The sequence below is a fragment of the Streptomyces xylophagus genome (genome assembly GCF_000716435.1).
Classification (GTDB): Bacteria; Actinomycetota; Actinomycetes; order Streptomycetales; family Streptomycetaceae; genus Streptomyces; species Streptomyces xylophagus.
This window is the reverse complement of the sequence record NZ_JNWO01000005.1, coordinates 43,202-69,147: the sequence shown is the minus strand read 5'-3', so window position 1 is coordinate 69,147 and position 25,946 is coordinate 43,202. Positions and strand designations below refer to the sequence as shown.

The window sequence follows — 25,946 nt, the reverse complement described above, 5'->3', positions numbered from 1 at the left end:
GGTTCCGCTCAGGTGAGAGTCTCGGCCGCCGCCTGCAACGCCTCGACCGCCGCGCGGATGGACGGGCGGCGGTCGGCGTCCGCGCGCCAGACGACGTACACATGTCGGCGCACCCGCTGCTTGAGCGGGACGGTGACGACTCCGGCGGGCATCGGCCGGCGGCCCAGCAGAGGGGCGACGCACACGCCCAACCCGGCGGCGACCAGGCCCAGTTGGGTGTGTGTCTCGGCGGCGCGATGGCCGATGATCGGCTCGATGCCCCGGGAGCGCAGGGTGAACATCAGCCACTCGTGACAGAACTCGCCCTCGGCCCAGGTGATCCACTCGTCGTCGGCGAACTCCCCGAGGTCCACCTCGTCGCGCCCGGCCAGCGGATGGTCGGCCGGCATCGCCACATCGGCGGGGTCGTCCAGGATCGGCGCCTTCACCAGGCCGTCCGGCAGCGGCATCGGCTTGTTGTACCAGTCGAGGACGACCGCGAGGTCGAGGTCGCCGCGCACGACTCCCGCGATACCGCTCTCCGGCTCCAGTTCCGTGGAGCGGACGCGCAGCGCGGGGTGCTGGGCGCGCAGGGCGGAGAGCGCGGCGGGGAACAGGCCGCGGGCGGCGGTCGGGAACGCGGAGAGTCTCAACTCGCCGACCACCTGCCCCCGTTGGGCCTCCAGATCGGCCTGCGCCAGCTCGACCTGGGACAGGATGCGCCCCGCGTGCTCCGCGAGCAGCCGGCCGGCGTCCGTGAGCCGCACCCCTCGCCCGTTCTTCGCGAGGAGCTGCTGGCTCACCTCCCGCTCCAGCTTGGACATCTGCTGCGACACGGCCGAGGTCGTCACATGCAGCGCCTCGGCAGCACCGCTGACCGAGCCGTGCCGGGCGAGGGCATCCAGGGTACGCAGGCGCTCCAGGTTCAACATGTAAGCGATGCTACGAGATACCGGGCGTAGATCTCGCTTGTGCTACGCATAACCCCGAACCGGCCCCGCCTCGCACGCCGAAGCGATCGCTTCCGCCAATGGTCCGGTCTCCTCGGGCGTCAGGGTCGAGACGGTGATCCGGATGCCGGGCGCTGCGCCCAGTCGGAAGAGGGCGCCCGGGGCCACGGCCCAGCCCGCGTGGAGCAGGCGGGACACGGCGCCCGTCTCGTCCGGTACCGGGATCCACACGTTGAGGCCACTGCTGCCGTGGGCCGGGACGCCGCGTTCGGCGAGCGCGGCGATCAGCGCGTCCCTGCGCTCGCCGTACGCGGCTGCCACCGCCGGTGCGTCCACCGCGCCGTCGGCCCACAGGCGGGACACGGCCCGCTGCGTCAGGCGGCTGACCCAGCCCGGGCCGAGTCGCTGGCGGCCGCGGACGCGGTCGAGGGTGACGGCGTCGCCGGTGAGCACGGCGAGGCGCAGGTCGGGGCCGTAGGCCTTGGCGACCGAGCGGATGAAGGCCCAGGTGCGGGTGGTGCCGGCCAGGGGGTGCAGGGGCTGGTGGACGATGCCGTGGCCGTGGTCGTCCTCGATCAGCAGGATCTCCGGGTGCCGGCGGAGCACGGCACGCAGGGCACGCGCGCGCGTGGCGCTCACCACGGCTCCGGTGGGGTTCTGTGCCCGGTCGGTGACGATCAGGGCCCGCGCGCCGGACTCCAGCGCGGCGCGCACGTCGTCGGGGAGTGGTCCCTCGTCGTCGACGCGGACGGGGGTCACGCGCAGTCCGAGGGCCGGTACGAGGTCGAGCAGGCTGCCCCACCCGGGGTCCTCGACGGCGACGGTGTCCCCGGGCTTCAGATGGGCGGCGAGGACACGCTCGACGGCGTCCAGGGAGCCGGAGGCCACGGCCACCGGGCCCGCCGGCACCCCGTCGGCGTCCAGTGCGGCGCGCGCGAAGCGGGCGAACTCCGGCTCGACCGGGTTGTCGCCGTACAGGACCGGTTCCCGGTCGGACTGCTCGGCGGCCCAGGTGAAGGCCCGCGCCAGGGAGGGCAGCAGCGCCGGATCCGGGTTGCCGTGGGACACGTCACGCACCCCCACCGGCACGTCCATCCGGATGTGCTCACGCCCGGTCGTGGCCGGCTTGGGCCGCACCCGGCTGCCCCGGCGCCCGGCGGTCTCGATGACCCCGCGCTCCCGCAGGGTCCGGTACGCGGCCGCGACCGTATTGGGGTTCACCCCCAGTTCGACCGCCAACTCCCGCATGGGAGGCAGCACTTGCCCGGGCTCCAGCTCACCCGAACCCACCGCACGCTCGACGTCCGCGGCAATGTCTGCTGCACGTCGCCCTTCGATCCGATATCCTCCTAGCACAAAGAGCATTATGCACTAGTGCAATATCCCTCGCAACACAGTCGCCCGAACACAGTCACCGCACACTGGAGAGCACCATGCAGGGGACCGCCCCACAGCCGACGTCGCCGCCCGCCGCCTACACGCCGACCGACCGGACCGTCCCCACGCGTTCCGCGAACCGGGCGTCGTACGACAAGGACCTGGTGCACGCGATACTCGACGCGGCCTACGTCTGTCACCTCGGCTTCGTCCGCGACGGCGCGCCGGTCGTGCTGCCGACGCTGTACGGGCGGGTCGGCGAGCGGCTGTACGTGCACGGTTCGACGGGCGCGCGTCCGCTGCGGATGACAGGGCAGGCCGATCCCGGGCTCCCGGTGTGCCTGACGGTCACGCACGTCGACGGGCTGGTGCTGGCCCGCTCCGCCTTCCACCACTCGATCAACTACCGCTCCGTGGTGGTGCACGGCATCGCTCACCAGGTGACGGACCCCGAGGAGAAGCGGACGGCGCTGGACGCGCTGGTCGACCACGTCGTGCCGGGCCGGTCGGCGGACTCGCGGCCCGCCAACAAGAAGGAACTCGCCGCCACCATGGTGATCCGCCTCGACCTCGACGAGGTCTCCGCCAAGCTGCGCACCGGCGGCGCGAACGACGACCCCGAGGACCTGGACCTCCCCCACTGGGCCGGCGTCGTCCCCGTCCGGCCCGCCTACGGCGCCCCGCTCCCGAACGACGACCTGGCTCCCGGCATCGAACTCCCCGACTACCTGGCGGCGTTGTGATGCTCATCCACCCCTGGGACGCACCTCACGACGACGCCGAGTGGCAACACTGGCTGGCCGCCCACGACTTCGGGCAGCTCGCCGTCAACGGCCCGCCCGGCGAACCCCCGTTCGTCCAACCGCTCCACTTCGCCTACGACCCCGACCGCGGCGAGGTGATCACCCACCTCGCCCGCCCCAACCCCCTGTGGTCATCGCTGGAGGCGAACCCCCAGGTGGTGCTGAGCGTCGTCGACGACTACGTGTACGTCACCGGTCCCTGGCAGGCGGAACCGGACGGCCCGGCGGAACACGGCGTGCCGACCAGCTTCTACGCCGCGGTCCAACTCCGCTGCACCGCCCACCTGGTGGACGATCCGGCGGAGAAGGCGGCCCTGTTGAACCGCCAGGTCGGCCACTTCCAGCCCGAGGGCGGCTCCGCGCCGGTCGCGGCGGGCGAGGCGCCGTACGGACGACTGTTGTCCGGTATTCGCGTGCTGCGGCTCGAAGTGACCGGCGTGCGGGCGAAGTTCAAGTACGCGGGCAAGCGGTCGGCCGAGGTGCAGGACCGGATCGCGGCGGGGCTCGCGGAGCGCGGTGGTCCTCGGGACGCGGTGGCGCGGGAGCATTTGTTGCGGCGGCGCGAGGGGTGAAGAACGGAACTCCCCCTCACACAAGGGGACTTCCTCTGCGGGCAGCACCGGTCTGCCGGGAGACGCAGGTCACATTCGCTCATGTCACAGGAGGCCGGGCTGTCTCGTCTCGGGGGTGTAGCCGACGGACACCACGCAGAGGAGCACGCCATGGAAGCGCGACTGAACTACCTCGCCAGCCCGATCGCCGGTAAGGCCGCCAAGCAGTTCATGGCGGTGGGCAGGACACTCAAGGGTTCGCAACTCCCGCACCTGACACAGGAGTTGGTGGCGCTGCGGGTGAGCCAGATCAACGGCTGCGCCGTCTGCGTCGACATGCACACCAAGGAGGCGGCCGCCGCGGGCGAGACCTCGGTACGGCTGAACCTGGTCGCGGCGTGGCGCGAGGCCGCGGTCTTCAGCGAGGCCGAGCGGGCGGCGCTGGAGCTGGCGGAGGAAGGCACCCGGGTCGCCGACGGGGCGGGTGGGGTGAGCGACGACGTGTGGGCGCACGCGGCGAAGCACTTCGACGAGGAGCAGCTCACCGCCCTGGTCATCCTGGTCTCCTTCATGAACTCGGTGAACCGGCTGAACATCATCACCCGGCAGCCGTGCGCCGGCGACTACGAGCCCGGGATGTTCGGCTGAACCGCAGTGTTGGTATGCGGCTGGGGACACAACTCCCGTCAGGGGAAGGGGATTCGGCGTGAGCAAGGTCGAGGAGTTCGAGGAGCTGCGGCCGCTGCTGTTCTCGATCGCCTATCGGATTCTGGGCAGTGTGGGCGAGGCCGAGGACGCGGTGCAGGAGACGTGGCTGCGCTTCGACGGCACCGCGACCCGGCCCACGTCGACCAAGTCCTATCTCTCGGCCGTGGTGACGCGGATCTCCGTCGACGTGCTGCGGTCCGCGCGGGTCCGGCGGGAGGAGTACGTCGGCCCGTGGTTTCCCGAGCCGTTGCTGAGTGATCCGTACCAGGATCCGGCCCGGTCGTTGGATCTGGCCGACTCGGTCTCGATGGCGGCGCTGCTGATGCTGGAGCGGCTCAGCCCGCTGGAGCGGGCGGTGTTCGTGCTGCGCGAGGTGTTCGCCTTCGAGTTCGAGGACATCGCCGCGGCGGTGGGACGTTCGGAGGCGGCGTGCCGGCAGTTGGCGGTACGGGCGCGGCGGCACATGGAGGCCGGGCGGCCGCGGTTCGCGGCGGACCGGCAGGAGCGGCAGGAGCTGGCGGCGCGGTTCTTCGCCGCGCTGAAGGACGGCGACGTGGGCGGGCTGCGTGAACTGCTGGCCGCCGACGTGCAGTTCGTCGGGGACGGCGGCGGCAAGGCACCGCAGCTGGCCAAGGCGGTCATGGGGGCGGACAACGTGGCGAGGGTGCTGGGCACCGTCTTCCCGTGGCTGATCCGGATCGACGTGTCGTTCGAGCCGCACGAGCTGAACGGCCAGCCGGGTGCGATCTTCCGCGACCGCGACGGGAAGGTGCTCCACACTCTGATCCTCGACGTGCTGGACGGACAGATTCAGACCATCCGCGCGGTGATCAATCCCGACAAGCTCGGCCACCTCGGCCCGGTCGCGGACGCCTGGGCCGTCGACCGCGAGCTGAGGCAGGCGCGTCGGCGACCGAGCTGACGTAGGGAGATCCAGGGAGTGGTGCTGGGGGGCGGCTCAGGAGGCCGTCTCCCGGGCGGAGAGCTCCCGTTCCGGGCCGCCGCTCGCGACCGGCTCCTCGGAGCCCTTCGTGGGGGCCGAGGACTGGGCGATGAACGCGCCGAGCAGGACGACCGCGCCGCCGATGATCTGCGGTGCGGAGAGGTGTTCGCCGAGCAGTACCCAGGCCAGCACGGTCGCGATGACCGCTTCGAGGCAGGCCACGACGCCGGCGACCTGCGGGGAGAGACGGCGGACGGAGACCACGCCGGTGACGTACGCGAGGACCGTGGCGATCAGCACGATCCAGGCGAGCAGGGCGACAGCGGGGACGAGGGTGCCGTTCATGGCGGCGTCGCCCCGGAGGACGGACCAGTCCATGGTCCACGGGCGGGCCACGGCCGTCAGCACGAGGGCGCCGACGAGCAGGCCGTACGCGATCACGCCGAGCGGGTCGGGGGCCTCGGCGCCGGCGTCGCTGCCCTGGTCGGACAGGACGAAGTAGCCGACCTGGCAGCAGGCGGCACCGAGGGCGAGCAGCAGTCCCACGGCGTCGAAGCTCAGGCCGGACCACACCTCGACGACACAGGCGAGTCCGCCGGCCGCGAGGACGACACCGAGCGCGGCGGCACGGGTGACCGGACGCCGCTGCACGAACCGCACCCAGCCGAGCACGAGGGCGGGTGCGAGGTACTCCACGAGCAGGGCGACGCCGACGGGTATGCGGGAGATCGCGGCGAAGTAGCAGGCCTGGACACCGGCGACGGCGAGCAGTCCGAAGCCGAGGAGCAGCGCGGGGCGGCTGCGGACGAGCGCGCGATGACGTACGGCGAGGGGCAGCATCACGAGCGCGGCACCGGCCACCCGCAGCCACACCACGTCCAGGGGGTCGAGGCCCGCCTCGATCAGCGGCTTCGCCGCGACACCGGACCCGCCGAAGGCCAACGCGGACCCGAGCGCAAGGCCCAGCCCGACGCCCTTCCCGCCTCCGACGGCCGCACTGCTCTCAGACGTATGCACGGCCACATGATGACAGGCGATGACATGACCGTCACCCCTGTTGACACCTGTCTCAGGGCGTGGACGTCTCCCCGTCCCCGACGTACTCGTCCCACCGGCTCTCGATCCACACCAGGACTTCAGGCGACTCGATGCCGGCCCGGTGGAGGACCTCGACGGCGCGGGACTCCGGGTCCGCGACGATCGCGGCGAGGAGGTCGCTGCCGCAGGCCAGGGCGTCGCCGCGGAGTTCGGCGCGTTCACAGGCGTATTCCAGCGCGCCCGCCGCGAGGGGCGACCAGCCCTCCGCCGTGGGGATGACCGGGATCGCGCCGGAGTCCTCGACCGCGCCCTGCCAGCGGAGGCCGTAGCCGATGCTGCGTTGCACGAGGTAGCCGAGGAGTCGGGCGATCTGGGGGCCGTCGCCGAAGACGGCACGCGCTTCGGGGTCCGACTCGAGGAGGCTGTGCAGGAGGTGTGCCGTGTCGATCTGCCGGTCCCCGTCCCGCAGGGCCCGGCGGCGCGCGCCGGCGACCACCGCCGCCAGCTCTGCACTGAGCCTGGCATCGTGGTCCGCGCGGTGGATTCCCTGTTCGCTCGTCGACTGCCTGGGGATACGGGGTTGCACTCTCCTACCCCATCAGTCCCCCGCATTGAGGGCATCCCCGGAGGGGAGCATTTCGGCGTCCCACGCAAAGTGGACCCAGGCTGACGGAATCTCCTCCTTACGGATGAGATCACGCGGGCCGACCCTGAGAGGCGCGCGCCTGCCCACCGCGCGCCCCGTACGCAACCGCGCTGCACCCGGCGTACGTCTTTTGCGAGCGTGGAGAGCAGGTGCTGGCTGGTGGCTCTGCCGGCGGTCGACGGCAGGCAGTACGTGTACCGGGTGTACGCCCCGGAAGACGCACTGCTCGCCGACCTGTTCTGGGACGCCTGGCACTGCCACGACGAAAGCGCCCACCCGCGCGCGTGGGACCTGTTCGACGCGGCGGTGATACGGCGGGTGAGTTGACCCCGGCAAACCGGCGGACGTACACAATTCCTGACGGTTCATCAGTATTGAATGTTGGACGCCCTGCGGCTACGTTCCGCGACACCGTAGCCCGATACGAAGAGGTGGTCGCATGGCCGAAATCAGCGCGGAGGCACGCATCGAGGCCCCGGCCGAGAAGGTGTGGACTCAACTCACGGACTGGTCCGCGTACGGCGAGTGGAACGCGACCCACACGAACTTCCCCAAGGGCGGTCCGGAAGCCCTCGAAGTGGGCGGGACCTTCCAGGAGAACATGAAGCTGATGGGCTTCCCGGCGGAGGTCGAGTGGACCATCGAGGAGCTGGAGCCCGCCCGCGTGCTGGCCATCCGCGGCAAGGGCCCGATGGCCGTGAACGTCGCCACGCGCTACACGCTCACACCCGACGGCGACGCCACCACGGTCCGTATCGACGGCGAGTTCACGGGCGCGGCGGTGTCGTTGATGGCGGGCAAGCTGAAGGACTCGGGGACGGCCGCTCTGAACGAGTCGCTGCGCAAACTGGCCGGGCTGGTGGCCTGAGGAAGGCGCAGGGGCACCGCAGGAACGGGAACGCGCAAAGGGAAGGCGCCCCACGGATGTCCCGTGGGGCGCCTTGGCCCGCTGCCTCGTCCGGCGCCGGGGACATCAGTCCTCGTCGGCCAGGATCAGGTACAGCTTCTTGCGGGCGTCGTTGATGACGGTCAGCGCCTTCTCGCGCTGCTCCTTGCTGCCGGTCTTCCAGACCTGGCCGAAGGCCTCCATCAGACCGAAGCCGGCCTGGCGGATCTCGCTGAGGGCCTCCCAGTCGACACCGCGGGAAGCCTCTTCCCAGGGCGCGTCCGGGCCTTCCTCGGCCGCGGTACGGCCGGCTTCGGTGAGCGCGAAGAGCTTCTTGCCGCCCTCCGTCTCACTGACGATCAGGCCCTCGTCCTCCAGCAGCTGCAGGGTGGGGTAGACCGAGCCGGGGCTCGGCTTCCACGCGCCGCCGCTGCGCTCGGCGATCTCCTGGATCATCTCGTAGCCGTGCATCGGCCGGTCCTTCAGGAGGGCGAGGATCGACGCGCGTACGTCGCCGCGCCGTGCCCTGCCGCCCCTGGGGCCGCCGCGCCCTCGTCCGCCCCAGGGGCCGGGACCGAAGCCCGGTCCGAAGCCGGGGCCACCGGGACCGCCCGGGCCACCCGGCCCGAAGGGACCGAAAGCCGCACGCCGTCCGTCAGGGCCACCCCGGCCGCGCCGGGAGGGGCCGTCCTGTCCATGTCCACGCTCGTATCCGTGGGTACGCATCGCAATCACTCCATTCCATCGTTGATCTGTCGCGATGCGTCAACGATATATCGGAACTGTTCGGATGACAACCCCCTGCCGAAGGGCTTCCGGAAAATCCCTTCGGACCACTCCCGTCCAGGGGTGGGACCGCTCAGCCCAGTACGTCGCGCAGCAGCCGCGCGGTCTTCACCACCTGGCTGGACCCCTTGCGCGCCGCGGCCGCCGTGACCTCGGGGATCTCCCCCTTCGCCGCGCAGCGCGAGGCGGAGTCCACGCCGAGGGCGAGCAGCGCTCCGGTGCCCCTGGCCACGGGGTCGCGCAGCAGGAGGGGCAGGGCGGTTTCGAGGACGGACCAGACGGTGGCGTACGCGCCCGTCTCGGCCGCCGTACGGAGGGAGGCGGTCACCCGGTTCGCCTCGACGCAGTTGGCGCGCAGCAGCGCGGCCAGCTGCCGTCCGAGCAGGTCGGTGTTCAGCTGTCCCCGCCCGGCGAGCACGAGCAGCGCGTCCACCGCCGCGTCGCGTTCGCGCTGCTGGTCGTAGGTGAGGGTGTACGCCACGGCCAGGTGGAGCGCGAACCCCGCCGGGCCGCCGGACTCCGCGGCGAAGGGCAGTGCGAGGGCCCAGCCCCGCATGGAGACGCGGTATCTGAAGTAGTCGCGGGCCAGCACGACCTCGCGGTGGTGGGGCAGCTGGGCGAGCCAGAAGGGGAGCATCGGGTCGTAGAGGCCGTTGTCGCGGTGCGGCCCGATCAGGGTCGCGGCGGCCGGGAGGAGCGGGGGGCCGGGGGCCGGTTCGGGGCGCAGGTGGCTCACCCACTCCGACGGGTGCTCGCCCGGCCGGGCTTCGGGCCAGTCGGCAGGCCCGCACTCCCAGTGCGGCAGCCCGCCCTCACGCAGCCACTCGGCCAGCCGTCGCCCGGCGTCGGACCGGAGCTGCTCGGCGGCGCCCAGCACCTCCTCGTCCGCGGTCGGGGTGACGCGCAGCAGGGCCTGGGTCAGGTCGACCGGCGCGGGGGTGATGCCGAGCCCGTCGAGCACCGAGATCCGCTCCACGAGTACGGCGGCGTCCAGCGCCCCCGTCGCGTCGGTCGGCACGGCCAGCAGGAACGGCTGCGCGTCGGTCCTGATGATGTCGAGCGCCTCGGCGAGCCGCGCCTGCAGCAACTCCCCTGCCGGAGAGTGGTCCTGGTACCTGAGGCGGTCGGTGAAGTTACGCCGCCTCGGCTCGTCGCCGCGCAGCGCGGCGGCCACGTCGTAGACGTCGGACTGGGTGAAGTCCAGGGCGTCGCGGGGTTGTCTGCGCATGACCGGCTGCAACGCCCGCTCCAGCGCGGCACGGTCGAGGTGGGCGTGCCGGACCAGTACGTCCAGGACGCGCTCGAACGTCACCACGTCCTTGTCGTTCGCTACGACCGCCGCGAGTTCCTCGGCGACCTCGGCGGGCGTCTCGATGGGGCCCGGGACCGGGCGGGGCTCGGGTACAGCGGGCAGCAAGTCGGCGTGCGGGGAGGGGAGTTGGTCTGGTGCAGCGCCGAACAGTTCGGCGGCGCGGGCCGCGAGAGCGGGGGTGATCCGCTCGGCTGCCGTGCGCAGCTCCGGCAGTACGGAGTCGCCCGCAGCCTTCAGGTGCCGAGCCACCACGTCGAGGGCGCGCTCCTGGATGTCGACGTCCCGGTGGTCGAAGGCCGTCGCCACGTCGAGTACGGCACTGCGGGCGCGCCCGGGATCCTTGCGGGCCGCGCGGTCGAGCCGGGTGAGTTGGGTACGGACCAGCTTCTTCTCCGGTCGCGGCAGGACCCGTTGGCACATCTCGGTGAGCACGTCGGGCTCCAGCAGCCCGGCCTCGTCCAGGCCGATCAGAACCTCCTGGGCGTAGGCGGCGACCGGCAACGACAGGTCGAGCAGGGCCACATGGTCACGGACTGCGGGCGCGTTCTCGGCCGGGGTGAGGGCGAGGGCGCGCAGGTGGGCGAGTGGCGGCGCGGTCTCCGCTCGTGTGCCGTCCTGGAGTAGCTGCGGCAGCAACTGCTCGGCGAGCGCCCGGCGTTCACGGCTCGTCGAGGCGTGTTCCCCGGGTGTGAGGGCGAGTTGAGTCAGCGCGATCGCCGCGTCCTGCCCCCAGACCGGGGCGGCGAGCAGATCGGCGAAGACACGCCGAACCAGCGCGGCCCGGTCGACCAGCCCGTTGCTCTCGGCGGAGAGGTAGATGAGCACGCCGAGCCTGGTGTTCTCCCTCACGTAGCGAAGGTCGTGCCGCGTCGTCTGGTGGTGGAATCCATGCGCGCCGAGGTGGATGCCCGGCCGATCCACGAGCAGCGGGAGGAGCTTCGGCGTCAGGTCGTCGGCGCGCAGCCGCGCCAGAAGGGTGGCCCCGGACCGGGCGCCGCCGCGCAGGTGTCCGGGCTGCTCCCAGTTGCTGCCGCGGCGGACCAGCCAGCTGTCGATGAACCCGTCGGTGGTCGGCACGGGACACCCCGTGTCGTGGACGAGGTGCTCGACGAGGTCGGACCTGACGGTGTTCCCCGGCGTCGACAGCTCGGCGATCCGCGCGGCCAACTCGGCTCGCCAGGCCACGGTTTGGAGGTTCACGACGTCGAGCATCCAGACGCCGCCGAGGGGAAGGACGACCGTGTTCGCGCCGTTCTCGGACCGCAGGATCCACTCGGCGGCGGCCAACGGGTCGGTCCGGCAACCCAGTTCGGCGGCCAGCTGGGCGGCCTTCTCCTCCTCGGGGACGTGGTACCAGCCGGCTCGCAGCGGCGCGCGCCGCTCCTCCAGCGCCTCGGCCTGTGCAGCGCGCCCGTCCGGCGTCAGCGCGCCGAGTTCCCGGAGCACTCCTTCGACGTCCCCGGCTTCCGCGAGGTGGACCAGGTTCATCGTGCGGTCTCCGATCGTGCCGTGTTCGTATTCGCGTGCGCGTCTACGGTCGCTTCCGCGTCCGCCGTCGTGTTCGTGCCCACTGTCGAAGGCGCGTCCAGGTCCGCCGTCGTGCCGCGCACCATGCCCACCGCGAGCACGTGCTTGCAGGGGCCGCGTCCACCCCGGTACTTCGCCCACCAGAAGCAGGTGCAGCTCAGCCGGCCCGATGCCTCGTCGGTGCGGACCACATGGGCGTCGTCGCCCTTTCCGACCCGGGCCAGCGCGCCGTCGAGCCCCACCGCCCCGTCCGCGACGAGCGCCCGTGCCGCGCGCAGCCGGGGGTTGCGCGTCTCGGCGGCGCTCGCCCTGTAGGGCAGGTGGCGGTGGAAGTACGCCTCCTCGGCGAGGTCGTAGCCGATCTGACCGGACGTGCCCAGCACGGTCAGCGCGGCACGCACCCGGTCGGCCGGCAGACCGGTCTGCCCGGACAGCTCGCCGACGTCGATCCTCGGCTCCCAGGCCAGCAGTTCGGCGACCCGTTCGACGTCCGCCGCCGGGGGCCCGGCGGCGAGGTCGTGGAGGACTCCGCCCTCGCCGGAGAAGCCGCGCGAGGCGCTCTGGGAGAGCATCAACGTCAGCCGCATGCCCGGCAGTTCGACCTCCCAGGCGACGGCCGCGGCGCCGTCCGCGTCGGCCGGCGCGTACACCCGCACGGTCGTCGCGTGCCGCAGTACCGGCAGCAGGGTCAGCAGCCGTTCCGGGCCGGGCAGGCACACGGCGTTCGGTGCCGGTCTGGTCGTGGGGCGCAGGGTGCGGCCCACGGGTATCACCCAGCGTGTCGTACGGGCGTCGGACTGCCGGGTGGGCCGGGGCAGCGCCCGCAGTACGGCGGCCGCCTCCGCCGCGGGCACCTCGGCCCGGAGGGCGAAGCCCGGCGCGAGAACCTGGGCCTCGGCGAAGCCACGCAGCCAGCGCTCCGGCAGCGGAACCTTCTTCTCCACGAACTCGCCGTCGAAGGTGCGCACCGCCAACTCCTCGGGCCCTACGGCCAGATGGAGCGGGTCGAGACCACCGAGCCCGGCGAGCGCCTGCCGCAGCGGCGGGTTCACGTCCACGTTCGTGGTGCCGTGCCCGACGTCGTCGCCGTCGAGGCCGGGGGCGAGGACGTCGAGCCGGGCATAGACACCGCAGCAGCCGGAGAAGGACTCCAGGCGCAGTCGGTCGCCGTCGGCCGTCACCACCGGGTCGAGCGAGGCGCCGCCGCCCGGCCGGTAGTAGCGGGCGGCGGCCACGTCGGCGACCGCGAGCAGTGCCGTGGCCGCGGCGGCCGGCGCGGTCAGGAACCCGCTGAAGAACCGGGGGTTGGCCACCTCTCCGGCGGGGGTGGCACCGCCTGAGGTCTCCAGCGCGAGACTGCGCCCGGCCGTGGAATCACGCACGGCCGAGGGGCGTAAATAGGCGTAGGACTGCAGGAGTTGAGTCACGCGCACACGCTACGACCGGGGTCTGACACCGGAGTTCGGGACATCTCCTTGCTGCGGTTGCTGCGGTTGTTTCAGTGAGGAACGCGGCACCGGTTTCAGCACCGCCCGCTCCCCTGAGGACGCTCTGAAACCGCGCTGAATGAAGGGTCGGCCACGCTCTGCGCATGACGACACCAGCCCCGCAAGGGGGCGCGGCCCAGGAGGGGATCACCATGAGCGGCGTGCGCATGATCCGTCGGCACGCGGCAGCCTTCGGGCGCTTCGCGGGGCTGGGCAGCGGGGTCACCCTGGCGGCGTCGGCGGCCCTGGTCCTGCTCTCGCAGTGGATCCCGTGGATGGCGGCGAACGCGCTGACCACCGTCGCCTCCACCGTGGTCGCCACCGAGCTGCACGCCCGCGTCTCGTTCAGCCACGGACGGCCCGGCCTCGCCGGGCATCTGAAGAGCGCGGCCACCATGGCGCTCGGCTGGCTGGTCACGTCCGCCGCGGTCGGCACGCTGGCCGCGCTCCGCCCCGGCACCGGACTCGTCCTGCAGCAGACGGTCTACCTGTCGGCCACCGCGCTCGTGGGAATCGGCCGCTATCTCGTGCTGCGGCTGGCGGTGTTCGCGGAGCGCGCGCCGCTGCCGCGGACCGACGGGGAAGTCCGGTCGCGGGCCGCGTACGACGCGGCGGCATGAGGGCCGACGGGAAGGGGCCGGCGACCCGGGGGGCGGGGCGGGCGTCGCATCCCTCGGCGCTCGGCCGGCGTCGCCGTGCTGGCCGCAGCATCCGCCGCCCCTTTGGGACACCAGCCGCGTGCATCACCCCACGCCGACGCAGGGCACGACGGTCGCGCCGGCCGGCGACACCGGCACCGTCGCCATCCCGCGCAGCGATAACCGCTACCAGCAGGAACCACCCCGACCCTAGAGTCCCCCGCGTGACAGATCCCTCCTACCTCGCCGCGATCCGGGAGTCGTACGACACCGTCGCCGCCGACTACGTCCAACTCGTCAAGACTCCGGCCGAGTTGGACCCGCTGTCCCGCGCGATGCTGGCCGCGTTCGCCGAGACCGTGCGGGCGGCCGGCCTCGGGCCGGTGGCGGACCTGGGCTGCGGGCCCGGCAGATTCACCGCGTATCTGGCGGAGTCGGGGGTGCCGATCTTCGGCCTCGACATCTCCCCGAAGATGATCGAACTGGCCCGCCGCGCCTACCCGAACCTGACCTTCACCGTGGGCTCGATGACCGCGCCGGAGATCGGGGACGACGAGCTGGGCGGCATCCTCGCCTTCTACTCGACCCACCACACGCCACCCGACCAACTCCCCGTCGTCTTCGCCGAGTTCCACCGCACACTCGCGCCCGGCGGCCATCTGATGCTGGCCGGCCACGTGGGAGACGACCAACTCCTGCGCCCGACAAAGGCGTACGGCGAGCATCCCGTGTCCTACGAGTCCCACCTGCTCCCACCGGACCGGATCGCCGAGTTGCTGGCACGGGCCGGGCTCACGCTCACCGCCCGGCTGGTCCTGGAGCCGGCCGAAGGAGCGAAGAGGACGCACGCCACCTTCCTGGCCCGGAAACCGGAACGCCCTTCACCACACCCGTCACCGTCGTAGCGATCGTTTCGGGATCTGCCGGGGCGGCCAGACTCCCGACATGACGGCGGACGACACGACTGCGGACGGCACGACGTGGACACTCGCCGAGGCGTGGTCCTGGGCGGTGGAGGCCGCGCGGGACTCGGACGCATGGAACAACACCCACGCGTCCTGGGTGCCGCCGGTCGAGGAGGAGTTGGTGCGCGCGGCCCGCGCGAGCCCGCTGTTCCAGTGGTACCCGTTCACCAGCCACAACCACCTGTGCTTCGCCGACGGCCCCCTGTTGTTCACGCCCGGTGCCAAGGAGTGCCAGGTGCTGCCGGGTTCCGTCTCCTTCGACAAGGGCGGCCCGGACGGCTCCCCCGTCTTCCGGGTGTGGAGCGGGACGCGCATGCGGACGCCCGACCCGGTGCTCGTCGAAACCACCCCGGACGCCGCGACTGCAGTGGGGACGCTGGTGGGCCTGCTGATGCCACCCCGGCACCGGTAAATCGGTCCACTCCCCCCGAATTGGCCTTGGTCGAGCGCTCCACAAAACCTCTAGCGTCGGACCATGCGGATTCGAATCGTCGACGCCTTCACCGACCGTCCCTTCGCCGGCAACCCGGCCGGGGTGCTGCTTCTCGACGCCTTCCCGGAGGACGACCGGCTTCAGAAGATCGCGCTGGAGGTCAATCACGCCGAGACGGCGTTCGCGCACCGGCTGCCCGCGGGCGGGGACGCCGACTGGGCGTTGCGGTGGTTCACGCCGGCGGCCGAGGTCGCGATGTGCGGGCACGCGACCCTCGCCACGGCCCATGTACTGCACACCACCGGCGCCCATGAGGGAACCGTGCGGTTCGCCACGCGGAGCGGGGTGCTCATCGCGACGCCGGCCGACGACGGGTCCATCACCCTCGACTTCCCGACCGCCCCACTCACCGCCGTCGAGATCCCGGACGGTGTCGCCGAGGCCCTGGGTGCCGAGCCGCTCACCGCGTTCGACACCGGCCCGAACATCCGCGACCTCGTCGTCGAACTCGCCGACGAGAAGACCGTCGTAGGACTCGCCCCGGACCACAAGGCCCTCGGCGCCCACTCCGAGCGCGGCATCATCGCCACCGCCCGCGCCGAAGACCCCACCCGCGGCTACGACTTCGTGTCCCGCTGCTTCTTCCCGAACGTCGGGATCGACGAGGACCCGGTCACCGGCAGTGCGCACACGGCGCTCGCGCCGTACTGGTCCGAGCGCCTCGGCGGCACGGTCCTCACCGGGCTTCAGGCCTCGCCGCGCTCGGGGCTCGTCCGGACCGAACTGCGCGGCGAACGGACCCTGTTGACGGGTCGAGCGGTCACCGTGATCGACGGCGAGTTGCTCGCCTGAGCCCCAAGAGACCCGCGCTGCCGACGAGTTACGCCGTCGGCAGCCAGCCCACCTTCCCCGCCAGCAGCGCGTAGCCGACGAACGCCCCGATGTCGAGCAGGGAATGCGCCACCACCAGGGGACCCACGCGACCCCAACGCCGGTACAGGTAGACGAACACCACGCCCATCACCATGTTGCCGATGAAACCGCCGATGCCCTGGTAGAGGTGGTAGCTACCGCGCAGTACGGAACTGGCCACGAGGGCGGTGCCCGGTGTCCAGCCCAACTGGCCCAGCCTGCGCAGCAGATAGCCCACCACGATGACTTCTTCGAGGATCGCGTTCTGCATCGCGGAGAGGATCAGGACCGGGTACTTCCACCAGACGTCGGGCAGTGCCTCCGGTACCACCGTGAGGTTGAAGCCGAGGCCGCGTGCGGCCAGGTAGAAGGCGATTCCGGTGCTGCCGATGACTGCCGCGATCGCCGCTCCGCGACCCAGGTCGGGCCAGGGGCGGGTGCGGTCGAAGCCGATCGTGCGCAGGCTCTCGCCCTCCCGCAGGAGGAAGTGCGCGACGAGTGCGACGGGGACGAGTGCCGACGCGATCCCGAACAACTGCCAGGCGAGATCGAGCCACGGACGGCCCGGCGCGGCCGAGGCGTTGAGGGTGGCGGCCTGGTCCTTGAGGCCGCCCGGTTTCGTGACCGATCCGACAAAGCTGATCAGGGCGGACACTCCACTCGCACCGAGCGAAAGCCCCAGAACGAGCAGTGCCTCGGACCGGAGAATCCGCCGCGTGGGCCGCTCCAGCGGAAAAGTTTCGGCCACCTGCCCTGCCTCCACCTGCACACCTGCCTTCAGTTCGGAAATCCCGCCTCATGCCCATCTTCGCCCCGCTAGGGTCTCGAAAGAACTTACGAAAGATCGTGCGCGACGGGCCGTTGGGGGAGACGGAGGCACGAGGTTCAACAGGGAGGGGCACCACCGTCATGGGACGTCACAGCTTGCCCGATCAGTACCGGGCGGGCGGCAGCGACCCCCGCCCCCGGGCGCGCCGCCGTTCGGTGGCCATCGCCACGGTCCTCGTGCTCACTGTCGCCGGCGGTACCGCGGTCGCGGTGCAGAGCGGGCTGCTCTCCTTCGGTTCCTCCTGCCGGAAGGACGCGGTACGGCTGAAACTCGCCGCCTCCCCCGACATGGCTCCCGCCCTGCGCGCGGCGGCCGGAAACGCCCGCGACGAGAACATCACGTCCGACGGGCAGTGTCTGAACATCTCGGTGACCGCCGAGGAGTCGTACAAGTTCGCGGACACGCTCAAGGCGGGCAAGCACCCGGACATCCAGGTGTGGGTGCCCGACTCGGAGCTGTGGGTGAACCATGTCTCGTCGGCCGCGAACAGCGACGCGACGGGGGTGACGCCCGCGGGGAACGTGGCCTCGACGCCGGTCGGCGTGGCGATGGTCCCGGCCGCCGCGAAGTCGCTGGGCTGGCCGAAGAAGACGTACACCTGGCTGGACCTGGCCGGTGCCACCCTGCAGGACGACTCGCTGCGGCTGGGCGCGGCCGATCCGGCGCGCAGCGCGACGGGGCTGCTGGCGCTCACGCAGTTGAGTACGGCCGCCGCCAAGGTCAAGGGCGGGGCCACGCAGGCTGCGGCGATGATGAAGACGTTGTCGCAGCGGATCTCGGACACCGACAGTCAGGTCCTGGACACCCTGCCGCGTGACTCCTCGGGCACCGAGCAGGGCAACCCGAAGCGCAACCAGGCACTGGTCCTCAGCGAGCAGTCGGCGTTCGCGTACAACGCGTCGGCGGACAGTGACGGGAGCCTCGATCTCTTCTATCCGAAGGACGGCTCGCCGCGGCTCGACTATCCGTACAACCTGGTCGACCAGGAGCGGCTGACGACGGACGAGAGCCGGGCCGCGATCCGGTTCATGACCTATCTGAGCCAGCCGGCGCAGCAGAAGCTCATGGAGAAGTACGGCTTCCGCACCGATGACGACGACGCGCCGAAGGCGGTGGTCGCCAAGGCCGGCGGTACTAGTCCGCAGCCGTACGCCGCCGCCCCGGCGGACCAGGCCTCCGACGCGGCGCTCGAAGAGGCCCTGGGCACCTGGACGATCACGGTGCAGAGCGCGCGGATCACCACGGTCGTCGACGCGTCGTCCTCGATGTCGGAGTCGGTGCCGGGGACAGGGCAGTCGCGGATGGACGTCACGAAGGCGTCGCTGCTCCAGGCGCTGGCCACGTTCACGCCCGAGGACGAGATCGGGCTGTGGGAGTTCTCCACGAAGCTCGACGGCGACAAGGACTACAAGATCCTGGTGCCGACCGAGCGGCTCGGCGACCGCAAGGGCGACGGCACCCAACGGGACACGCTGTCAGCGGCGTTCGGCTCGCTGAAGCCGGTGCCGGGCGGGGCGACCGGCCTCTACGACACCACGCTCGCCGCGTACAAGGCGGCCACCTCCTCTTATGTGAAGGGGAAGTTCAACGCGCTGGTCATTCTGACCGACGGCGTCAATCAGGACCCCGGCAGCATCTCCCGCTCCACGCTCGTCAGGCAGTTGCAGCAACTCGCCAGCCCGGAACGGCCGGTGCCGCTGATCATGATCGCGGTGGGTCCGGAGGCCGACAAGGAGGAGGCCCGGCAGATCGCCGAGGCCACCGGCGGCTCCGGCCACGAGGTGAGCAACCCGGCCCAGATCCAGTCGGTGATCCTCCAGGCCATCGTGGCGGCGGGCGCGTCGGGCGCAGCCGCCAACGCGGGCTGAAGCAGCCGCAGTTCACCCGTCTCCGCCAACGCGGGCTGGAACAAGGGCAGTTCACCCCAGCGGCACCGGCTCCGGCAACCCCACCGGCCAGGTGTGGACCGGCTCCCCGAGGTGCATCAACTCGCTGTAGCGGCGCGTCGTGGCGGCGAAGGCGGCTTCCCTGGTGAGGCCCTGTTCGAGGGCGCGGTGGAACGTGGCGGACTGCCAGGTCGCGCCGTTGGCCCGGCGGCGGCAGCGTTCGTCGATCACGCCCAAGTACAGGTCCCGGTCGGCCGGTTCGACCCCCCACGCGTCCAGGCCGGCCTCCGCCAGCGGCAGCAGTTCGTCGCGTACGAGGGCCACCGCGTCGATCTCGGTGGTGCCCCCGAGGCGTCCGCGCCGGGGCCAGATGAGCCTCGCGTCGATGCCGTGGCGGCACGCGGTGTCGAAGTTGGCGGCGGCGGCCTCGAAGGGCAGCCGGGTCCACACCGGCCGCGACTCCTCGGCGAGGGCGCGGACGACGCCGTAGTAGAAGGCGGTGTTGGCGATGACGTCGGTGACGGTGGGGCCCGCGGGCAGGACGCGGTTCTCGACGCGCAGGTGCGGGACGCCGTCGGCGATGCCGTAGACCGGGCGGTTCCAGCGGTACACCGTGCCGTTGTGCAGGACGAGTTCGGCGAGGGTGGGGATGCCGCCCGCGTCGAGCACGTCGAGGGGTTCCTCGTCGTCGTGGATCGGGAGCAGGGGCGGGAAGAAGCGCAGGTTCTCCTCGAAGAGTTCGTACGCCGAGGTGACCCAGCGTTCGCCGAACCAGGTGCGGGGGCGTACGCCCTGGGCCTGGAGTTCGGGCGGGCGGGTGTCGGTGGCCTGCTGGAAGAGAGGGGGGCGGGACTCGTGCCACAGCTCACGGCCGAACAGGAAGGGCGAGTTGGCGCCCACGGCGATCTGCGCCGCGGCGACGGCCTGGGCCGCGTTCCACACGTCCGCAAAGCGGTCCGGGGTGACCTGGAGGTGCAACTGCACGGAGGTGCAGGCGGCTTCGGGCGCGATGGAGCCCGAGGTGCAGGTGAGGTGTTCGACGCCGTCGATGTCGAGGACGAAATCCTCGCCGCGGGCGGCCACGATCTGATCGTTGAGCAGGGTGTAGCGGTCGACCGCGGAGAGGTTCGAGGAGACCAGGTCGTCCCGGTCCAGCGTCGGCAGAATGCCGATCATCACTATTCCGGCGTCGAGCTCGCCCGCTTTTCGATGGGCATATGCCAGCGACGTACGGATCTCCTCGGCGAGCCGGTCGAATACCCGGCCCTCCAATCGATGTGGGGCAATGTTGACTTCCAGATTGAACATGGCGAGTTCTGTTTGGAAATCTCGGCTCGCGATGCGTTCCAGGACCTGCGCATTCAGCATTCTCGGCATGCCGTCGGTGCCGGCGAGGTTGAGTTCGATCTCCAGCCCCATGAGGTTCTTCGGGCGGTCGAACCGCTTCTCGGCCAGCAGCCGCTCCAGTCCCGTCAGGCACCGCCGCAGCTTGGCGCGGTAGCGCTGGCGGTCAGCGAGCTCGAACGGCCCCGCCACGACCTTCTCCCCCACGATGCGCCACCTCCTCGTCCCACTCGTCCCCGGGTCAGGAAGGATGATGCCCAGACCTGGCGATCGATAACGTCCCGGAGCGGCCCGGCGCCCGCTACTCTGGTCGAACGTGACCCGCGGCACATTCACGAGGCATGCGGCACCATGCAGTTCCGCACTCAATGAGGACCTCGTGAAAAACGCCGACGACAATTGGCCGACCGCATCGGCGCCATATCCCGAGGTCATCGCCGCAGGACCGGTTCGGAACAGGGGTGATTCCCGCGAATCGCTGGCCGAATAGCCCCTTGTTGTTCATACGGGAAACGGTTAGACGAAACATCGTCTGAACACGTGTCGTATAAACTCCGCGAACAAGGCAGAAGGTTGGTGCCCACGGTCCTGGTCCTGCCGTCGAGGTCACGTGCGGCACGCCGTACCCATGTTCACAGCACCCGGCCCCGGCCTCCCTGACCCCGAGAGCTGACAGCGCCGTCCGCCCCCGTCCCGCCCTCGCGCCACCGTGCCTGTCGAATGAGAGGCGACCCACCATGCCGCTGCATGTCCCCCCGGCTCCCGCGCCCGCCCTGCGCTCCGTTCTCACGGCACTCGGTTCCCCCACCGCCGTCCGCGAGGCCCGAACCCCGTCCCTGCGCGCGGCCCAGGGGCCCGCAACCCCCGAACTCCCGTTGCCAGTCCATGTGTTGGACAGCGTCGCCCCGGAGGGGGCGGCCGTCACCCGGCTGGCCGGGTGGCGTTTCCTGATCCGCTGCGGTGACCGCGCGGTCGCCGCGGCCGAGACGATGCTGACGCCCGACGGCTGGGCGTTCTCGCACTTCTTCGAGGGCCCGTACATCGCCGCCACCGAGCGGGCGCTGCGCCAGGCCGAGAACATGAAGGGCGCCTACCAGCCGCGCCTCCTCTCCGTGCCCGGCCTCTACATGCTCACGCTCTGGCTGCACGGCGACCTCACCGCGGACGGCGCCGACGGCCACCCCGCCGCGACCGATCTGCTGGTCCCGCTGGCCCCGGCACCGCCCGGCATCGCGGCCCACCGTCCGCACCGGGTCGCCGAGTTGCTGCCGGTGCTGACCCATCGGGTGACTCCCGCGCCCCTGCTCGGTTCCCCCGCCTGACTTTCCCCCTCCGTCGCCTCCGTACCCCGCCGCCGAATTCCCGGCAGCGGGGTACGATCGCGTTTCCGGCCCTATTTACGCTCGTAACGCTCGTACGAGCAGGAAAAAGCTCGTACGAGCTGGGAATTGGGATGAACCGTCCGCGCGGGTGAAGCGTCACTAACCTGTGAGAAGCGGTGCTGCTAAATCCCTGCGGATTGACGCCCGTGGGGCAACACTGGGTTCGGACCGACTCAACACCACGGGGGACGGACATGACCACAACAGAGCGAGAGATCCCACCAATGTGCAAGCACCAGCCACCGTGTCCCACAGCCGAATCCGCCGACCGGGAATCCGCGCGCCTCACGGCGCACCACCCGGAACAGGGTTGGAGTCTGCTGTGCAACGGCGTTCTCCTGTTCGAGGACACCGGTGAGCTCCTGCCCGACGGCCAGATCATCGCCCCGCACCGACAGGTGATGACTGCCGCTTGAGCAATTCAAGAACATGAGGGGCCGGCCGCACACACGAGGTGCGCACCGGCCCCGACGCATTTCCGGGGTCAATCACCCTCCGTAGTCGCTCGCTTTCCTTGCGCCTCCTCGTAGTCGAACCAGTCGAAGTCCGCCTCGCCCTCGGTGACGTACATTCCGAGCACGCGGCCGGTGAAGCCTCCGGCGACCTGGGTGGAGAGATAGCGGCCGTCCAACTCCGCGAGTTCTACGGCGCCTTCGGGGCCCTCCACCGAGAAGGTGAGGGTGTCGGGACCGCGCGTGCCGACATCGGCCGTGCTGATAGCGACAGCAAGAGTGACCGGCCCCGGCTCCACCACATGCTCGGCGATCCGCTGCCGTACCGGCCCGATCCGCGCGACCACGCTCACCACTCCCCCGGCGACCTCGATGTCGTAGTGATGCGCCTCGTCCATGCGGACGGAGAGACCCGCGCGCCCGGAGCCGGGGTCGATCCGGACCGCCGCCCGGCAGTCGGGATGTTGCTGTCGGCGTCCGAGGAACGTGGGGCCCGCCTGCGCGTCCAGGGTCAGCCAGCCCGGCCGACGAGTCAGCGACCAGCTGTCGTCCCGCCTGCTGCGCGGGGAGATCCAGGAGAAGGCGAGGGTCGGGGCGTCGAAGTCGTCGCGTACCGGCGGGAGTTGGAGGGGATGCCAGGCTGTCGGAGCCGGGTGCTGTTCCTGTACCGGGCCCACCCTCGGCCAGCCGTCCACCCATTCCACCGGGGTCAGGAACGTCTCGCGGCCGAGGACGTGGAAGCCCGGGAACCAGCCCCGGGGGCGGGTGCCGAGCAGCACCATCCACCAGGTGCCGTCGGGGGCCGTGACCAGGTCCGCGTGGCCGGTGCTCTGGATGGGGAGGTCGGTGCTGCGGTGGGAGAGGATCGGGTTGGCGGGAGCCGGTTCGTAGGGGCCGCGCGGGGAGCGGGCGCGGGCGATCGAGACGCTGTGGCCGTGTGCGGTGCCGCCCTCGGCCAGCATCAGGTACCACCAGTCGCCGACGCGGTAGAGGTGCGGGGCCTCCGGGTGTTGCAGGCCCGTCCCGGACCAGATCGGGAGCGGGCCCTCCAGTACCTTGCCGGTCGCCGTGTCGATGCGGGCCACTTTCACCCCGGCCACGGCACACCAGCAGTTCCCGTCCTCGTCCCAGGCCAGGTCGGGGTCGATGCCGGGCACGTCGACGAGCACCGGGTCCGACCATGGGCCCTCGGGGCGGTCGGCGGTGACGAGGAAGTTGCCCTTGCCGCCCACGTCGGTGGTGATCAGGTGGAAGCGGCCGTCGTGGTGGCGGAGGGTCGGGGCGTAGATGCCGGCCGAGGCGGGGGTGTCGTCCGGGAGGTCCAACTGGCCCGGCCGGTCAAGGACGTTGCCGATCTGGCGCCAGTGCACCAGGTCCCGGCTGTGGAAGAGCGGGACGCCGGGGAAGTACTCGAAGCTGGAGCACGCGAGGTAGTAGTCCTCGCCGACCCGGCAGACGCTGGGGTCGGGATGGAAGCCGCCGATGACCAGGTTGTCGTACGTCCGCATACGCAGGGTCTCCTCCGCCCGGCCCGTTCTCGAAAGTTTCGGGCCGATTGACGAACATTACGGAGCGGGACTGTAAGTGGCTCCGGGGACGGCGGCAAGGTTCTGTGTGGGTACGAGTTGCAGGCTGAGCACCATCGTGAGGCCGCCGCCCGGTGTGTCCTCGGCGCTGAGGGTGCCGCCGAGGGCCTCGGTGAAGCCGCGTGCGACCGCCAGGCCGAGACCGACACCCGCTCCGCGTGGGGCGTCGCCGTAGCGCTGGAAGGGTTCGAAGATGCGGTTCTTGGCCTCGTCGGGGACGCCCGGGCCGCGGTCGACCACGCGGATCTCGACGCGGTCGGCGATGGCACTCGCCTTGACCAGTACGGGAGTTGAGTCCGGGCTGTACTTGACGGCGTTCTCGACCAGGTTGGCCACCGCGCGTTCGAGGAGCCCGGGGTCGACGGCCACCATCGGCAAGGTCTCGGGGATGTCGAGTTCGACGCTGTCCTCGGGGACTCCGCCGAGTGCCATCGGGACGACCTCGTCGAGGTCCACCTCGCGGATGATCGGGGTGACCGTGCCGGTCTGGAGGCGGGACATGTCGAGGAGGTTCCCGACGAGGTTGTCGAGGCGGTCGGCGCCGTCCTCGATGCCGGCCAGCAGCTCCGCCCGGTCCTCCTCCGACCAGTCGACGTCCTCGGAACGGAGCGAGGAGACGGCCGCCTTGATGCCGGCGAGCGGGGTGCGCAGGTCGTGGCTGACGGCGGCGAGGAGCGCCGTGCGGATGCGGTTGCCCTCGGCCAACGCGCGGGCCTGGTCTGCCTCTTCGCGCAGGCGGCGGCGGTCCAGGACGACGGCGGCCTGCGCGGCGAAGGCGGCCAGGACGCGGCGGTCCTCGGCGGGGAGCACCCGGCCGGAGAGGGCGAGGGCCATGTGGTCGCCGACCGGTACGTCGACGTCCGCGTCCTCGGGGTTCTGGCAGGGGCGTGGGCCCACGCTGCCGGCGCAGGTCCAGGGTTCGACGTCGCTCGCGCGCTCCAACAGGGCGGCGGACTCCATGCCGAAGGTCTCCCGGACCCGTTCCAGGAGGGCCTCCAGGCTGGTCTCGCCGCGCAGTACGTTGCCCGCGAGGAAGGAGAGGATCTCCGACTCGGCGCGCAGTCGGGCCGCTTGGTGCGTGCGCCGTGCGGCCAGGTCGACCACCGACGCGACCGACACCGCGACGGCCACGAAGATCGCGATGGCGACGATGTTCTTGGGGTCGGCGATGGTGAAGGTGTGCACGGGCGGGGTGAAGTACCAGTTCAGCAGCAGCGATCCGACCGCCGCCGAGGCCAGTGCGGGGAACAGTCCGCCGAGCAGGGCGGCCGCCACGGTCAGGGTCAGATACAGCAACATGTCGTTGGCCAGGCCCACTTCGGGCGCGACACTGCTCAACAGCCAGGTCAGCAGCAGCGGTCCGCCGATTCCGGCCAGCCAGCCCCAGACGATCCTGGCGCGCCCGAGCCGTGCGCCCCGGTTCACGGGCAGTCCGCGTCCCTTGCCCGCCTCGTCGTGGGTGATGAGGTGGACGTCGAGGTCGGGTCCCGAGTCCCGGGCGACCGTCGAGCCGACGCCGGGCCCGAAGACGTACTGCCAGCCCTTGCGGCGGGAGACACCGAGGACGATCTGGGTGGCGTTGACCCCGCGCGCGAAGTCCAGCAGGGCCACCGGGATGTTCTCGCCCACGACTTGGTGGAAGGTGCCGCCCAAGTCCTCGACGAGCGTGCGCTGTTGGGCCAGTTCCTTCGGGGACGCGGACGTCAGGCCGTCGCTGCGGGAGATGTAGACCGCCAACACCTCACCCCCCGCGCCCTTTTCGGCGAGACGCGCGGCCCGGCGAATGAGCGTGCGTCCCTCCGGGCCGCCGGTGAGGCCTACAACGATCCGCTCGCGCGAGCCCCAGATCGCCGAGACGCGGTGTTCGCTGCGGTACTCCTGGAGGTAGGCATCGACGCGGTCGGCGAGCCACAGGAGCGCCAACTCCCGTAGGGCGGTGAGGTTTCCGGGACGGAAGTAGTTCGACAGAGCCGCGTCGACCTTGTCGGGCTTGTAGATGTTGCCGTGCGCCATACGACGTCGTAGCGCGGGCGGTGACATGTCGACCAGCTCGATCTGGTCGGCGCGGCGGACGACCTCGTCCGGGACGGTCTCCTGTTGCCGTACGCCGGTGATGGACTCGACGATGTCGCCCAGGGATTCCAGGTGTTGGATGTTGACGGTCGAGATCACGTCGATGCCCGCCGCCAGCAGTTCCTCTATGTCCTGCCAGCGCTTGGCGTTGCGGGAGCCGGGGATGTTGGTGTGCGGCAGTTCGTCGACGAGGGCGACCTCGGGATGGCGGGCGAGGACCGCGTCGACGTCCATCTCGGTGAACGTCGTGTCCCGGTAGGCGAGTTCGCGGCGCGGGATCTCCTCCAGGCCGTGCAGCATCACCTCGGTGCGCGGTCTGCTGTGGTGTTCCACGAAGGCGACCACACAGTCGGTGCCGCGCTCGATTCGGCGGTGTGCCTCGGACAGCATCGCGTACGTCTTGCCGACGCCCGGTGCCGCGCCGAGGTAGATCCGGAGCTTGCCGCGTCCCAT

General features: G+C 71.2%; 24 protein-coding genes. 13 read left to right on the top strand and 11 right to left on the bottom strand.

Going from position 1 to position 25,946, the window contains the following annotated elements; genetic code table 11:
* Positions 1 to 8: 8 nt before the first annotated feature.
* On the bottom strand, positions 9 to 911 hold the full coding sequence (locus OO70_RS11680) for a LysR family transcriptional regulator (RefSeq protein WP_043668049.1): 903 nt from the start codon (positions 909 to 911) through the stop codon (positions 9 to 11).
* A 42-nt stretch (positions 912 to 953) separates the two neighbouring features.
* A complete protein-coding gene (locus OO70_RS11675; RefSeq protein ID WP_106971671.1) occupies positions 954 to 2,285 on the bottom strand; it encodes an aminotransferase class I/II-fold pyridoxal phosphate-dependent enzyme in 1,332 nt (443 codons plus the stop codon).
* A gap of 77 nt (positions 2,286 to 2,362) precedes the next feature.
* Between OO70_RS11675 and OO70_RS11670 the strand changes: the two genes are divergently transcribed.
* The 4 genes from OO70_RS11670 to OO70_RS11655 all read left to right on the top strand — a co-directional run bounded on the left by OO70_RS11670 (position 2,363) and on the right by OO70_RS11655 (position 5,290).
* A complete protein-coding gene (locus tag OO70_RS11670) occupies positions 2,363 to 3,049 on the top strand; it encodes a pyridoxamine 5'-phosphate oxidase family protein (RefSeq protein ID WP_043668043.1) in 687 nt (228 codons plus the stop codon).
* Positions 3,049 to 3,681, top strand: a complete 633-nt coding sequence (locus tag OO70_RS11665; RefSeq protein WP_043668040.1) for an FMN-binding negative transcriptional regulator — start codon at positions 3,049 to 3,051, stop codon at positions 3,679 to 3,681. The genes OO70_RS11670 and OO70_RS11665 overlap by 1 nt, the downstream gene beginning before the upstream one ends.
* A gap of 150 nt (positions 3,682 to 3,831) precedes the next feature.
* Positions 3,832 to 4,308, top strand: a complete 477-nt coding sequence (locus OO70_RS11660) for a carboxymuconolactone decarboxylase family protein (protein WP_043668038.1) — start codon at positions 3,832 to 3,834, stop codon at positions 4,306 to 4,308.
* Positions 4,309 to 4,366: 58 nt separating this feature from the next.
* Positions 4,367 to 5,290: an RNA polymerase sigma-70 factor gene (locus tag OO70_RS11655; protein WP_043668034.1), complete on the top strand. Its 924-nt coding sequence runs from the start codon at positions 4,367 to 4,369 to the stop codon at positions 5,288 to 5,290.
* A gap of 36 nt (positions 5,291 to 5,326) precedes the next feature.
* Here OO70_RS11655 and OO70_RS11650 read toward each other — a convergent pair whose 3' ends face one another.
* Positions 5,327 to 6,334 (bottom strand): EamA family transporter, encoded by a 1,008-nt coding sequence (locus OO70_RS11650; protein ID WP_043668031.1) that lies wholly within the window; start codon positions 6,332 to 6,334, stop codon positions 5,327 to 5,329.
* Between the two features lie 46 nt (positions 6,335 to 6,380).
* On the bottom strand, positions 6,381 to 6,935 hold the full coding sequence (locus OO70_RS11645; RefSeq protein ID WP_043668028.1) for a Clp protease N-terminal domain-containing protein: 555 nt from the start codon (positions 6,933 to 6,935) through the stop codon (positions 6,381 to 6,383).
* 219 nt (positions 6,936 to 7,154) lie between these two features.
* On the opposite strand from OO70_RS11645, the gene OO70_RS53700 reads away from it, so the two are divergent.
* Both OO70_RS53700 and OO70_RS11640 read left to right on the top strand, forming a co-directional pair.
* The gene (locus OO70_RS53700; protein WP_106971117.1) at positions 7,155 to 7,322 is read left to right on the top strand and encodes a hypothetical protein; all 168 of its coding nucleotides are present in this window, start codon (positions 7,155 to 7,157) and stop codon (positions 7,320 to 7,322) included.
* Between the two features lie 112 nt (positions 7,323 to 7,434).
* Entirely contained in the window at positions 7,435 to 7,863 is a 429-nt protein-coding gene (locus OO70_RS11640) for a type II toxin-antitoxin system Rv0910 family toxin (RefSeq protein ID WP_043668025.1), read from the top strand.
* A gap of 105 nt (positions 7,864 to 7,968) precedes the next feature.
* Here the strand turns inward: OO70_RS11640 and OO70_RS52320 are convergent, their stop codons facing one another.
* The 3 genes from OO70_RS52320 to OO70_RS11625 form a co-directional block, all read right to left on the bottom strand.
* Entirely contained in the window at positions 7,969 to 8,607 is a 639-nt protein-coding gene (locus OO70_RS52320; RefSeq protein WP_078651363.1) for a PadR family transcriptional regulator, read from the bottom strand.
* A gap of 133 nt (positions 8,608 to 8,740) precedes the next feature.
* Positions 8,741 to 11,467: a DUF7824 domain-containing protein gene (locus tag OO70_RS51225; RefSeq protein WP_051741116.1), complete on the bottom strand. Its 2,727-nt coding sequence runs from the start codon at positions 11,465 to 11,467 to the stop codon at positions 8,741 to 8,743.
* On the bottom strand, positions 11,464 to 12,933 hold the full coding sequence (locus OO70_RS11625) for an SWIM zinc finger family protein (RefSeq protein ID WP_078651362.1): 1,470 nt from the start codon (positions 12,931 to 12,933) through the stop codon (positions 11,464 to 11,466). Before OO70_RS11625 ends, OO70_RS51225 begins: the two co-directional genes overlap by 4 nt.
* A gap of 164 nt (positions 12,934 to 13,097) precedes the next feature.
* Between OO70_RS11625 and OO70_RS11620 the strand changes: the two genes are divergently transcribed.
* The 4 genes from OO70_RS11620 (at position 13,098) to OO70_RS11605 (ending at position 15,881) form a co-directional block, all read left to right on the top strand.
* Positions 13,098 to 13,613, top strand: coding sequence for a GtrA domain-containing protein (locus OO70_RS11620; RefSeq protein WP_267881213.1), 516 nt, complete (start codon positions 13,098 to 13,100; stop codon positions 13,611 to 13,613).
* Positions 13,614 to 13,855: 242 nt separating this feature from the next.
* The gene (locus OO70_RS11615; RefSeq protein ID WP_043668020.1) at positions 13,856 to 14,536 is read left to right on the top strand and encodes a class I SAM-dependent methyltransferase; all 681 of its coding nucleotides are present in this window, start codon (positions 13,856 to 13,858) and stop codon (positions 14,534 to 14,536) included.
* Positions 14,537 to 14,576: 40 nt separating this feature from the next.
* On the top strand, positions 14,577 to 15,008 hold the full coding sequence (locus OO70_RS11610; protein WP_043668017.1) for a hypothetical protein: 432 nt from the start codon (positions 14,577 to 14,579) through the stop codon (positions 15,006 to 15,008).
* A gap of 63 nt (positions 15,009 to 15,071) precedes the next feature.
* Positions 15,072 to 15,881, top strand: a complete 810-nt coding sequence (locus OO70_RS11605) for a PhzF family phenazine biosynthesis protein (RefSeq protein ID WP_043668014.1) — start codon at positions 15,072 to 15,074, stop codon at positions 15,879 to 15,881.
* Between the two features lie 28 nt (positions 15,882 to 15,909).
* On the opposite strand, the gene OO70_RS11600 is transcribed toward OO70_RS11605, so the two are convergent.
* Positions 15,910 to 16,710 carry a CPBP family intramembrane glutamic endopeptidase gene (locus tag OO70_RS11600; RefSeq protein ID WP_043668011.1) on the bottom strand — a complete coding sequence of 267 codons (801 nt, stop codon included), beginning with the start codon at positions 16,708 to 16,710 and terminating at the stop codon, positions 15,910 to 15,912.
* A gap of 140 nt (positions 16,711 to 16,850) precedes the next feature.
* Here OO70_RS11600 and OO70_RS11595 point away from each other — a divergent pair, with 140 nt between their 5' ends.
* Positions 16,851 to 18,638: a substrate-binding and VWA domain-containing protein gene (locus tag OO70_RS11595; RefSeq protein ID WP_043668008.1), complete on the top strand. Its 1,788-nt coding sequence runs from the start codon at positions 16,851 to 16,853 to the stop codon at positions 18,636 to 18,638.
* A gap of 51 nt (positions 18,639 to 18,689) precedes the next feature.
* Here OO70_RS11595 and OO70_RS11590 read toward each other — a convergent pair whose 3' ends face one another.
* On the bottom strand, positions 18,690 to 20,207 hold the full coding sequence (locus OO70_RS11590; protein ID WP_043668004.1) for a glutamate-cysteine ligase family protein: 1,518 nt from the start codon (positions 20,205 to 20,207) through the stop codon (positions 18,690 to 18,692).
* A gap of 530 nt (positions 20,208 to 20,737) precedes the next feature.
* Between OO70_RS11590 and OO70_RS11585 the strand changes: the two genes are divergently transcribed.
* Entirely contained in the window at positions 20,738 to 21,322 is a 585-nt protein-coding gene (locus tag OO70_RS11585; protein ID WP_043668001.1) for a hypothetical protein, read from the top strand.
* Positions 21,323 to 21,606: 284 nt separating this feature from the next.
* Positions 21,607 to 21,798, top strand: a complete 192-nt coding sequence (locus OO70_RS55925) for a DUF5999 family protein (RefSeq protein ID WP_043667998.1) — start codon at positions 21,607 to 21,609, stop codon at positions 21,796 to 21,798.
* 68 nt (positions 21,799 to 21,866) lie between these two features.
* Here OO70_RS55925 and OO70_RS11575 read toward each other — a convergent pair whose 3' ends face one another.
* Together OO70_RS11575 and OO70_RS11570 are read right to left on the bottom strand one after the other, a co-directional pair.
* Complete coding sequence (locus OO70_RS11575; protein WP_051741113.1) at positions 21,867 to 23,342, bottom strand: glycoside hydrolase family 43 protein; 1,476 nt, start codon at positions 23,340 to 23,342, stop codon at positions 21,867 to 21,869.
* Between the two features lie 57 nt (positions 23,343 to 23,399).
* On the bottom strand, positions 23,400 to 25,946 hold the full coding sequence (locus OO70_RS11570) for a sensor histidine kinase (protein ID WP_043667995.1): 2,547 nt from the start codon (positions 25,944 to 25,946) through the stop codon (positions 23,400 to 23,402).